Origin of the sequence: Campylobacter sp. CFSAN093224 (assembly GCF_012897395.1) — a bacterium.
GTDB lineage: Bacteria > Campylobacterota > Campylobacteria > Campylobacterales > Campylobacteraceae > Campylobacter_D > Campylobacter_D jejuni.
The window spans coordinates 281,861-293,620 of the sequence record NZ_CP040607.1 but is presented as its reverse complement, the minus strand read 5'-3'; the positions used below and the strand labels follow the sequence as shown (position 1 = coordinate 293,620).

General features: G+C 31.5%; 13 protein-coding genes. 3 read left to right on the top strand and 10 right to left on the bottom strand.

Annotation, left to right across the window (positions count from 1 at the left end; all coding sequences use genetic code 11):
* Positions 1-7: 7 nt before the first annotated feature.
* The 9 genes from fliG to FBF11_RS01490 are packed head-to-tail and all read right to left on the bottom strand — an operon-like array spanning position 8 to position 9,074.
* A complete protein-coding gene (gene fliG, locus FBF11_RS01530; RefSeq protein WP_002854670.1) occupies positions 8-1,036 on the bottom strand; it encodes a flagellar motor switch protein FliG in 1,029 nt (342 codons plus the stop codon).
* Positions 1,036-2,718: a flagellar basal-body MS-ring/collar protein FliF gene (gene fliF, locus FBF11_RS01525; RefSeq protein ID WP_002859425.1), complete on the bottom strand. Its 1,683-nt coding sequence runs from the start codon at positions 2,716-2,718 to the stop codon at positions 1,036-1,038. The genes fliG and fliF overlap by 1 nt, the downstream gene beginning before the upstream one ends.
* A 51-nt stretch (positions 2,719-2,769) precedes the next feature.
* A complete protein-coding gene (hisC, locus tag FBF11_RS01520) occupies positions 2,770-3,864 on the bottom strand; it encodes a histidinol-phosphate transaminase (protein ID WP_002858650.1) in 1,095 nt (364 codons plus the stop codon).
* Positions 3,854-4,927 (bottom strand): prephenate dehydratase, encoded by a 1,074-nt coding sequence (gene pheA, locus FBF11_RS01515; RefSeq protein ID WP_002858741.1) that lies wholly within the window; start codon positions 4,925-4,927, stop codon positions 3,854-3,856. The genes hisC and pheA overlap by 11 nt, the downstream gene beginning before the upstream one ends.
* Positions 4,915-5,682, bottom strand: coding sequence for an HAD-IIA family hydrolase (locus FBF11_RS01510; RefSeq protein WP_002858702.1), 768 nt, complete (start codon positions 5,680-5,682; stop codon positions 4,915-4,917). Before FBF11_RS01510 ends, pheA begins: the two co-directional genes overlap by 13 nt.
* A gap of 1 nt (position 5,683) precedes the next feature.
* Positions 5,684-6,892, bottom strand: coding sequence for a diaminopimelate decarboxylase (gene lysA / locus FBF11_RS01505; RefSeq protein ID WP_002858733.1), 1,209 nt, complete (start codon positions 6,890-6,892; stop codon positions 5,684-5,686).
* A gap of 43 nt (positions 6,893-6,935) precedes the next feature.
* Complete coding sequence (locus FBF11_RS01500; RefSeq protein ID WP_002875401.1) at positions 6,936-7,994, bottom strand: LptF/LptG family permease; 1,059 nt, start codon at positions 7,992-7,994, stop codon at positions 6,936-6,938.
* Position 7,995: 1 nt separating this feature from the next.
* A complete protein-coding gene (pth, locus tag FBF11_RS01495) occupies positions 7,996-8,541 on the bottom strand; it encodes an aminoacyl-tRNA hydrolase (RefSeq protein ID WP_002858659.1) in 546 nt (181 codons plus the stop codon).
* The gene (locus FBF11_RS01490) at positions 8,538-9,074 is read right to left on the bottom strand and encodes a 50S ribosomal protein L25/general stress protein Ctc (RefSeq protein WP_002791314.1); all 537 of its coding nucleotides are present in this window, start codon (positions 9,072-9,074) and stop codon (positions 8,538-8,540) included. Before FBF11_RS01490 ends, pth begins: the two co-directional genes overlap by 4 nt.
* Positions 9,075-9,207: 133 nt before the next feature.
* On the opposite strand from FBF11_RS01490, the gene FBF11_RS01485 reads away from it, so the two are divergent.
* The 3 genes from FBF11_RS01485 to bioD are packed head-to-tail and all read left to right on the top strand — an operon-like array spanning position 9,208 to position 10,478.
* On the top strand, positions 9,208-9,546 hold the full coding sequence (locus FBF11_RS01485; protein ID WP_057097118.1) for a multidrug efflux SMR transporter: 339 nt from the start codon (positions 9,208-9,210) through the stop codon (positions 9,544-9,546).
* A gap of 2 nt (positions 9,547-9,548) precedes the next feature.
* Positions 9,549-9,863 carry a multidrug efflux SMR transporter gene (locus FBF11_RS01480; RefSeq protein ID WP_002857436.1) on the top strand — a complete coding sequence of 105 codons (315 nt, stop codon included), beginning with the start codon at positions 9,549-9,551 and terminating at the stop codon, positions 9,861-9,863.
* Between the two features lie 9 nt (positions 9,864-9,872).
* Positions 9,873-10,478 carry an ATP-dependent dethiobiotin synthetase BioD gene (gene bioD / locus FBF11_RS01475; RefSeq protein WP_002816248.1) on the top strand — a complete coding sequence of 202 codons (606 nt, stop codon included), beginning with the start codon at positions 9,873-9,875 and terminating at the stop codon, positions 10,476-10,478.
* On the opposite strand, the gene FBF11_RS01470 is transcribed toward bioD, so the two are convergent.
* A complete protein-coding gene (locus FBF11_RS01470; RefSeq protein ID WP_002816247.1) occupies positions 10,465-11,748 on the bottom strand; it encodes an adenosylmethionine--8-amino-7-oxononanoate transaminase in 1,284 nt (427 codons plus the stop codon). The two genes, bioD and FBF11_RS01470, sit on opposite strands and share 14 nt — an antisense overlap.
* Positions 11,749-11,760: the final 12 nt, after the last annotated feature.

Genomic DNA, 11,760 nt, shown 5'->3' with positions numbered 1-11,760 from the left:
CTCTCACCTACTCTATCATTTCATCCGCATCGCCTGTTTGAACAAGACCTTGTTCTGCAAGTTTTTGCACCACTTCAACAACCTTTCTTTGTGCATCTTCAACATCTTTAACACGCACAGCACCCAAAAAACCCATTTCTTCAAGAAAAGCTTCGCTTGCACGCGTAGACATATTGGCTAAGAATTTTTGCTTTAACTCTTCACTTGCACCTTTTAAACCTATCATTAAATCACGCTTATCGGCTACTTTTAAAATTTCTCTTATAGCCTGAGTGCTAAGTTTTTGTATATCATCGAAAGTAAACATAAGCTCTTTAATAGTCTCTGCTAAGCGTTCATCACTTTGTTCAATATAAGTAATGGTTGATTTGCTTGCTTTTTGACCCAAACGATTAAGCACTTCTGCTACTGCTCTTGGGCCGCCCACTTCAACCTTATAAGAGGTAAGACTTTCAAGCTTGCTTTCTAGCACTGCAGAAACTCTTTTAATAATACTTGGAGAAATATCACCAAGATTTGCCATTCTTATAACCACCTCAGCCCTTAATTCATCGCTAAAATACTCTAAAGTTTCTGCCGCATGAATAGAATCCATGTGTGCCAAAATAAGAGCGATGGTTTGTGGGTGCTCTTTGGTAATAAAGTCTGCAAGTTGCTGTGGTTTAATTTGCGCCAAATAAGCAAAATTTTGATTATTCTCCATACTTTTAGTGAGTTTTTCAAGAATTTTATTTGCAATCTCTGGTCCAAAAGTACGAAAAAGTATTTCTTTAGCATATTCCAAACCACCACTTTTAATATATTGATTTGATTGAAGCAGAGTGTAAAATTCTTCTAAAACTGCAGTAGCTACAGATCTATCAACATTTTTAGCCATAGCAATATAACGTGAAATTTCTGTGATTACATCAATTTCCATATGTGAAAACACAGAAGTGGTTGCATCTTCGCCAAGTTGTATAAGAAATATCGCTACCTTCTCAGGCATCGATAAATCATCATAGACCATTTTTTGTTCTTCACTTAGCTTTATCATCACATATCCTTTTCGCCAAATTCGCTATCATTTTGAATTAAGTTTTGCAAAAGTGCTGCAATTTCCTCACCTTTATCACTTACCAAACCACGCAATTTTTCAAGCAAAACCTCATACTGGATAGAATCTTCATTGAAGTTATCCCCAAAACCAAGTTGTTCTTCAACTTTTTTCCTTGCTGCATTAAATTTCTCTAAAGCATCTTCAGCATCATCTAAAACAGCATTTGGACCTTGCTGCATTTCCTCTTGTGCTGCGACATCTTCAAGCATTTTTTGAGTAAATGGAGCAATAACTTTTTTGTAAAAAATAAAAAGTAAAATCGCTGCAATAAAGTATTTAACCGGCGGAATAAATGGCTCAACAAAACGATTGTAAAAAGTTTTAACTTTACTCTCAACTCTAATCGACTCACGATGAAATGGTAAATTTTGCACCACAACACTATCACCTCTAGTAGCGCTAAAATTAATAGTATTTTTAACTATACTCTCAACACTTGCAAGCTCTTCTTTAGTCAATGGGACATATTCGCTTTTCACATCCCCATTTTCATCAACCACATCTTGATATTTTCCATCTATAGTAACAGCTGCTGAAGTGCGTAAAACTGTTGCAAATTGTTTTTTGGTATTTGTGATAGTTTTAGAAAGTTCATTATTTGTAGTAACTTGATTTTTTTTATAAGTGTCAATTTGACCCTTATTGTCAAGTCCTTCAACAGGACCTATATTAGAAACAGCACCTGGAACACCCTGAATTTCTGGATCTTTTCTACCTGTTCTTTCCTCGTTTAAAGTTTGCTCACTACGTACTATAGGATTTGGATCATAAATTTCACTTTGAGATTCTTGCTTGGAAAAATCAAAATCTATATTTACACTCACTTTTACTTTATCCATGCCACCTGCAAAAGGAGCTAAATTTTCTATAATCTTATCTTCTAAAGCTTTTTCTTGATCACTTTTAAATTTAATTTGCGCACGAACCAAGTCATCTTCATATGCTTCTTGCTCATCTAAAGGCACACCACTTTGATCACTAATCTTAACATTTTCTTTAGTAAGTTTTGGAACTGCCGCTGAAACAATATTTTTTATACCATCAATTTGTTTTCTAGTAAGCTTTAAGCCTTCGCGAACATTAACAACAACTGAAGCTGTAGGCGGAATTTGCCTTTCAGTAAAAACACTATCTTTAGGAAATGCTATGTGTACAACAGCGCTACGAATAGGTTCTAAAGTCTCAATAGTTCTTGCAAGTTCGCCTTCTATGGCTCTTTGGTATTTTACCTTTTGCTCTTCATTTGTAGCTCCAAAAGCTTGAGTATCAAAAGCTTCAAAACCCACGCGACTATCTTTTATAAGACCTTCGCTTGCAATAAACATTCTTTGACGATAAACCTGATCTTGTGGAACTAAAATTTTATTTTCACTTTCTAATTTATAGGGAATATTATTTTGTTCAAGTTTAGCTACAATTGCAGCAGAAGAACTTGGGCTTACATTTTCAACTAAAACTGCATATCCATTATTTGCATTACTACCACTTCCACGAAATAAAGCTAAAAAAACCAAAAACCCAACCACAACTATAATAGATGCAGCAATCACTATACGCTGCTTGCGAGTTAAATTTTGATAAAGTTGCCCAATTTGATGAAGCATATTTTTAAAATCCATTAATTCTCATCCCTTAGTTTAGCGAATTTTACATATTTTTATTTGATTTATCTATCTTAAAATCTTATCAAATTCTGTAAAAAATTTTTCATTTTCATAAGATGTTCCTATAGTAATGCGTATAGCATTTAAACCATAGCTTTTTAAATTTCTTATTATTATACCCTTTTTAAGCAATTTTTCAGACAAATCTGTACTATTTTTTTCATCAAAAAAATAAGTGATGAAATTTGTATAACTATCGATAATTTTGATATTATGTTTTTTAGCAAATTCTTTATAAAGCTCCATTTGAGAAAAATTATTCTCTAAAGTTTTTTCAGTAAATTCATCATCATCCATTGCTGCAACTGCTGCTTTTAAAGCAAGATTGCTCACATTAAAAGGAGCACGAAGCTTGTAAAATGCACTAATAATATTAGCATTAGCTATGCCATAACCAATGCGTAAGCCTCCTAATCCATAAAGTTTAGAAAAAGTTCCCAAATAAAGCACATTGTCAAATTCTTTAATCAATTCACAAGGTTCTAAATGTTTTTTGCTATCTTTAAAACTTGCAAATTCATTATAAGCTGCATCAATCACAACTAAACAATCCTCATTTACACCTTTAATAAACTCGGTCGCCTCACTTGCATCCAAACACTCGCCTAAAGGATTGTTTGGTAAGCATAAAAAAATAAGTTTAATTTCATCTTTGTGCGTTTCATAAAGTTTTTTAAACTCATCTAAATTATGAGTAATACTTTGAGTTTTATAACACTTTGCACCACATTGTTTGGCATAAATTTCATACATAGCAAAAGTAACTCCAGCTTGCAAAAAAGCATTTTTAGAATTTAACTTAGAATGTATAGCAAATTCAATCACTTGATCACTGCCTGCACCGATAATGATATTTTCATTTTGAACTTTGTATTTTTGAGCCAATGTGCTTTTAAGTTCTATCATACTATCATCAGGGTAAAGATGGGCTTTGTTTGCATTTTGTCTTAAACATTCTATAGCTTTTGGTGGCGTGCCAAAAGGATTTTCATTGCTTGCTAATTTTATCACTTCTTTAACGCCATATTCTTTAGCAATAACTTCTATATCTTTGCCGGGTTCATAATTGCTTAAATTATTTAAAAATTCATTAAATTTCATCTTTTTCTCCTGATAAATAAGATCCAAGCCAAACAATCTCTTGTATATCTTTTAAGGCTTTTTTTACATTTTCATCATCAATATGCCCTTCAAAATCTATATAAAAACTGTGTAAAAATTCTTTTGATTTTACAGGGCGAGATTCAAGCTTAGTAAGATTGATATTTTCTTTTTTAAACTGCTCTAATAAAAAGCTAAGTCCCCCAGGTTTATGTGCTGTGTGTGCTAAAATAGAAGTTTTACAATTTGGCATTTTAGGATTTTTAATATCGCTTAAAATTAAAAATCTTGTTTTATTGGCTGCATTATCTTCTATTTTATCAAAAAGTACAGGCACATTATAAAGCTTAGCCGCTATTCTAGAACAAATTGCTGCCGCATATTTATCTTGCGAAGCTAGGTAAGCTGCATTAGCTGTAGATTTTGAAGGAACAAATTCTATAGCACTAAGTTCATGACTTTCTAAAAATTTACGACATTGATTATAACCTTGCGGATGCGAATAAATGCGTTTGATTTCTTTTAAATTTTCATTAATTCCTACAAAAGAATGATGAATATCCATATAAATTTCGCCAAAAATTTTAAGCTCATTATACTTACCTAGACAATCTAAAGTAATGCCCACTGCACCTTCGGTATTATTTTCTATAGGTACAACACCATATTTTGCTTCTTTGTTGCTTAACTCTTTAAAAACATCTTCGATATTAGCCAAGGCTATATAACGACTCATCGCACCAAAACGACTTCTTGCTGCTTGATGTGTATAAGTTCCTTCAGGCCCTAAATAAGCTATAGTTTGAGGCATTTCTAAATTTCTTGAAACTGCAAAAATTTCTTGATAAATTGCCTCTATGGCATTTTGATCTAAAAGTCCTAAATTTGCATTTTTTAAACGATTGATAATGGCTCTTTCACGCTCAGGACGATAAATACTTCCCCCACTACTTTGCTTAAGCTCACCTATACTTTTAACATAAGTCATTCTTTCATTTAAAAGATCTAAAATTTTATCATCAACCGCATCGATTTTATTTCTAAATTCTTCTAAATTTGGCATTTTAGATCCTTTAAAAACTCAAAAACACTAGGATAAACTCCATCAAGCAAATCCGTATCAAGCCCTTTTGTGTCGCTTATCTTGCCGCTTAAAACTAGCAAGGTTTTCATGCCAAGTTCTTTTGCCTTAAGCAAGTCACCCCTAAAATCATCACTAATGATTTTAATATCTTCAAAATCGATTTTTGAATTTTGTCTTCTTATTAAATTTAAAGCTTCTTTATAAAAAGCAATGCTAGGCTTACCCACAACCTCGTATTCAAAATCAATAGCATTTTTAAGCATAGCCATAATGCTACCTACACCAGGATAAGGCCTACCATCTTTTTTATAAATACTAGTTTCGTGCATAGCTATAAATCTAACTTCTCTTCTAGCCAATTCTATCATAGTGGCAAAATCTTTAAATTTAAAATCATCATAACTAGCCACAAGCACAGCACTAGGATTTACAAAATCGAGCTCAAAACCAAGATTTTCAAGACTTTTTACAAACTCATCTGCACCAAAAGCCGCAACTTTACAAGGTCTTAAAAGGTGTTTTAAAACGCTGAAAGGATCAATATAAGCATTTTCTTTTATAACCAATCCTTTTTGCTGTAATTTTTCTAAAAAATCAAGTTTTTTTGTATTGTTAGTGATGATAAGATAAGGAAGATTTTTTGCATTTAAAAAATCGATCAGTTCTTTAGCACCATGGATTAAAGATTTATCATGATCAGAAATTAAAGTCCCTTGAACATCTAAAAAAAACATTTTAAGCCTTTAAAAATTTCTCTTCTAAAGCGATTTGATCTTCAAAATTTTCTCTTTGACGGATCAATCTTACCTGTCCTTCTTCAAGGGCTAATTCGCAAACTTTATTACGAGTATTGTAATTACTACTCATGCTAAAACCATAAGCTCCAGTATTTTTAATAACCATTATATCATCACTTTGAGTGCTAGGCAAAGACCTTGCTTTAGCAAAAAAGTCCCCACTCTCACAAATTCCACCTACAACATCACATAAACTCTCTTCGCCTTGATTATAAGGTAAGATTATTTCATGATAAGCCTCGTATAAACTTGGGCGTATAAGATCATTCATCGCTCCATCTACTACAACAAAACGCTTGGTTTTATTTTGTTTTTCATAAAGCACTGAACAAACAAATTCTCCACTTTTAGCAACTAGATACCTTCCAGGCTCCATTCCTATAGTTAAATCAAGCCCATGAAGTTGTGCTAATATACCTTGTGCATAATCATAAAGATCAGGTTCGCACTCATTTTTTTCATAAGCCACACCCAAACCACCGCCTATATCAAAAAATTTAAGATCGATTTGCAAGGCTTTTAACTCTCTTACAAGTTTTGCAACAATGGCTGCTGCTTCATGAATGGGAGAAATATCTAAAAGTTGCGAACCTATATGAAAATGCACTCCAACAGGCTCTAAAAAAGATGAATTTTTTGCATAAAGATACATTTTTCTTGCTATATCAATTTCAACACCAAATTTATTTTCATTTAATCCTGTAGAAATATAAGGATGAGTTTTTGCATCAACATTTGGATTAACACGAATACTGATTCTTGCCTTTAGATTAAGTTCTTTAGCCACACTTTCTAAAAGCATCATTTCAGCTTCGCTTTCAAGGTTAATATATAAAATATCATATTCTAAAGCTTGTCTTAACTCTTCTTTGGTTTTTCCTACTCCACTAAAAATAATCTTATAAGCTTTTGCTCCTGCTTTTAAGGCACGCTTTACCTCGCCTATACTTACACAATCAAATCCACTATCTAAATTTGCAAGCATTTGCAACAAACTTAAATTTGAATTGGCTTTTACAGCGTAAAAAATTTGAGATTTTCTTGCCTTAAAAGCCTCTTTGAGATTTAAAAAACGCTCTTTTATGAAATCAAAATTGTAAATATAAAAAGGAGTATTAAATTCTTGCTTTAATTGTTTATAATCCATATTTAACCTTTAATTTTTATAATTTTACTACACAAAGCTTAATTTATCGATGCTTATAATACATATAAGCACTTAAACAACCCAAAATTATAATAGGCACTACAATGCCAATTTCACTTGCAATCACACTATTTTCGCTTAATCTAGTAAGCAAAAACAAGACTCCCCAAATCATCAAAGTCACTACAAAAGCTATAAAAGTTACAAAAGCAAGATTAAAAAATCTTGCTATTACAGGAAAAAAATAATACATAATAAGCATTAAAAATGGTGCAAAAAAAGGAGTAAAAACAAATTTATAAAGATTGATTTTAAGAGTATCTGTATTGACATTTTGCGCCTTAAAAAGCTCAAAACTTTCAAGTGCGTCAGATATTGAATAATCACTATTACTAGCAACCCCTTCTATAATCTTTGGTTTAAAACCCTCAAGTGATTTAAGCTCGGAGAAATCTTGTATCTTTAAACCATCATTAGCAAGTTCATAATTTTTAGGTAATAATGTAATATTACCATCTCGCAAAATCCAGCTTTCACCTTCAAAATGGGCATTTTTAGCACTTACAAAAGAGCTTAAATTTAAATCATTAATATTAAAAATTTTTATATTTTGAGCACTATTTTGTCCATTGTTTATCTTTGAAATATAAACAAAATTATTGTTAAATTTCAAAAACACTTCTCCACTTTGATTCATAATAGTGCCATTTTTCAAAATATTTCTCTTATAATCATTTGCATAAGCAAAAGAAGTAAAATTCAATCCTATATAAATACAACAAAAAAATAAAGCCCATAAAAAAGGAAATAAAATAACATAATTTCTACTCAGTCCTAACGCATAAAGACTTACAAATTCATTTGCTCTGATCATAGAAATCAAAGAAACTACCAAAGCAAAAATCAAAGAAATGGGTAATACATAAGGCACTGCCGAAAAAGATAAAAACATAACATAAAGCAAATCAAGATTTGCGGCTTTTGGTAGATCTTTAAAATTTAAGAGCAAATCAATACCGCAATAAAAACCAAGTAAAGAAAAAAATATAATAAAAAAATTTTTTAAATAAATCCCTGAAATAAAACGAAAAAATATCCACATCTTAAGCCTTTAGGCTGTATTTGGATGATATAGCAGACAAATCATCATTTTCAATAAGCTCAAGCAAAGCTTTTTTTGCATGCTCTAAAACTTTGCTTAAAGTTATTTCTTCTTCGGATTTAAATTTACCTAAAACATGGGAAATCACATTTTCACCCTTTCCCACTCCTATACGCACTCTTTCATAGTCATTTCCACATAAAGTATCTATGCTTTTAAGCCCATTATGTCCACCACTTGAACCGCCTTTTTTAAAGCGCAAGGCTCCTAAATTTATATCTATATCATCATGGATAACTATCATTCTTTCGCATTTATAAAAATCATTCACTGCTTTTACGCTAAGTCCTGAATTATTCATATAAGTACTAGGTTTAAGAAGAAGTAAAGAAGAACCTATTTTAAAAAGCTCTCCTTTAAATTTAGAGTTTGTAAGATTTGTAAAATTGCTTTCTTTTAAAAGTAAGTCAATTAGCATAAAACCGACATTATGACGGGTATTTTCATACTCTACGCCTATATTGCCAAGCCCTACGACTAAAATCATCTAGCTTTTTCTACACCTACAACCGCTACTCTATCAGCATCAATCATAGTTACTCCCGCAGGAACTACAATATCACGAACAAGTAAAGCATCACCCACATCAAGTTTACTTACATCAAGTTCGAAGAAATTTGGTAAATTTTCAGCTGCACATTTTACTTTTAATCTTCTTTTTGATTGAATTAAAACACCTTTATTTTTAAGACCTATAGCTGTTCCTGTGATTTTAACTGGAACCATGTATTTAGAAATCACACCTTTTTGCGCAACTTTTAAATCCACATGTTTAAGTTCTGCAGTTACAGGATCTTTTTGATAATCCACAACTACAACGCTTAAAGTTTGAGAACCTACTTTTACATCAAAAATTAAAGTAGTTTTTTTACGAACTTCCTTAATAAACTCATTTACTTTAAAAGCGGCATTGATGTTTTCTAATCCTTTTCCATAGATGTTTGCAATTAGATAACCATCTCTTTTTAAAGCTTTAGCAGCTTTTCTACCGATACTCTCTCTAACGATACCTTCTAACATCTTTTATCCTTTCTTAAAAAATGAGCTTTGATTATATCTAATTTTGGCTTATGGAAAAGTAAATTTATAGCTTCTTTTAATTTCTTTAAGATATAATTTGTTTTACAAATATTATGTTAATTTAAGGCTTCATGTGAATGAAAAATTCAATATCAATATAGCTTGGTTTTTAATAATCTTAGGCGGGATTATAGAATGTTTTTGGGTCAGTGGACTTAAGTATTCTACAGAAATTTGGCACTATATTTTAACAGCCATTGGGGTTTGTATTTCTTTTACTTGCTTTTTAAAAGCTTGTGAAAGACTTGAAGTAAGTATTACTTATAGTGTTTTTGTAGGCATTGGCACTATTGGGGTGGTTTTAAATGAAATGTTTATTTTTAACGAGGCTGTTTCTATAATTAAACTTGTGCTTATAGTGATTTTACCTTTAAGCATTATAGCCCTTAAATGGATAAGCAAGGAAGCTTAAATATGGAATGGTTTTATTTGTTTTTAGCTACTGCTTGTGAAATTTTTGGCGTGGTGATCATGAAAGAACTTGTAAGCACTAAAAATAAGCTTTACCTTTTGGCTTTGATAGTGTGTTTTGGATTTTCTTTTACTTTTTTAAGTTTAAGTATGCAAAATATCGCTATGAGTGTTGCTTATGCTATATGGACAGGAGCTGGAACTGCTGGTGGGGTAATGATAGGAGTACTTTTTTATAAAGAAAGTAAAAGTTTTTTAAAACTTTTTTTAATCACTGTGATTATTGCTTGTACAGTAGGTTTAAAATTTCTTTCTTAAGGATTTTTTGTGCAAATTTATGTGAGTGGAATACATACTGATGTAGGAAAAACACATTTTAGTGCAGCTTTTTGTGCGAATTTTAACTATGATTATTTTAAACTCATTCAAGCAGGAACTCCAACAGATAGTGAGTTTATTGCAAAATTTAGCCCAAAAACAAAGATTTTTAAAGAAGGTATTTTTTTGCAAACTCCAGCTTCTCCTCATCTTGGAAAAATCAAAGAAAAGCTTGATTATAAAGCCTTAGATATCATTTTACCAAAAAGCAAAAACCTACTTATTGAGCTTGCGGGTGGGCTTTTTTCTCCTATGGATGAAAATTACACTATGATTGATTTTGTGAATATTTTCAAACACCCTACGATTTTGGTAGCAAAATACTATCTTGGAAGCATTAATCATATCTTGCTTAGCATTGAAGCTTTAAAGCAAAGAAATATCAATCTTTTAGCCCTTGTAATGATGGGTAAAAAAGATATCTTACAAGATGATTTTATAAAAAATTATGCAAAAATTCCTATAATCAATCTTGATTTTTTTGATGAAAATAGCATTTTAAATAAAGATTTTAAAGAGCAAATGCAAGAAATTTTACAACTTAAAATTCCTTAAAAATCTGCTCTAAACTCTCTAGTACATAAACGATTTGTTCTTTTGTGATGATGTAAGGAGGCATAAAATAAATCGTATTTGCTAAAGGTCTTAAAAGCAAACCTTTTTCTAAGGCTTTTTGAAATACAAAAAGTCCTACGCGTTTATACTTGGTGCTTAAAATATCAAAAGCACTGATCATCCCGCAAGTTCTAAAATTACCCAAAAAGTCAAATTTTTCAAGTCTTGAAAATTCTTTTTTGATAAACTCGCTTAAAATTTGATTTTTTACTAAAATATTTTCATCCTCAAAGATATCTAAAACCGCATTTGCTGCCGCGCAAGCTAAGGTATTTCCCGTATAGCTATGAGAATGTAAAAAAGCCTTTTGGCTTTCATAAGTATCATAAAAAGCATTATAAATTTCATCTCTTGTAAGCACTACAGAAAGTGGCATAAATCCACCCGTTATCCCTTTTGAAAGGCAGATAAAATCGGGGCTTTGTTTGCATTGATGTAAGGCAAACAAAGTTCCTGTGCGTCCAAAGCCCACTGCAATTTCATCAAAAATCACTTGCACTCCAAATTTATGGCAAAGCTTTATGGCCTCATCAATAAACCTTGCTTCATACATATGCATATTTCCTGCACATTGTACCAAGGGTTCAAGTATAAAAGCACAAATTTCACTTGCATTTTTTTCTAAAATATCTTTTAAAATTTCAAGCTCTTTAGTGTAGTCTTTGCCTTGTGGCACAGGCGTGCTTAAACACTCTAAAAGCAAGGCTTTGTAAGTATCTTTATAAAGCGCTACATCGCCCACACTTAAGGCTCCTAAGGTTTCACCATGATAAGAATTGCTTAAAGATAAAAATTTACTTTTTTTCACTCCCTTATTTAAATGATAATGAAAACTCATTTTAAGTGCTACTTCAATAGCACTTGATCCATTATCTGCATAAAAACATTTGTTAAAATTCCTGCCTACTTTTTCGCAAAGTCTTGCAGAAAGCTTGATAATGGGCTCATGTGTAAAGCCTGCTAAGATCACATGCTCTAGCTCATCAACTTGTTTTTTAATGGCATTTGCGATTTTTTCATTACAATGACCAAAAAGATTGACCCACCAAGAACTCACACAATCCATATAAGCTTTATCATCAAAATCATAAAGCCATACACCTTTTGCTTTTTTTATAGGAATTAAAGGTAGGGTTTCGTGATCTTTCATTTGTGTGCAAGGGTGCCAAATGTGTTTTAAATCGAGATTTTTTAAGATTTGATTTTGCATTATAACTTCTTT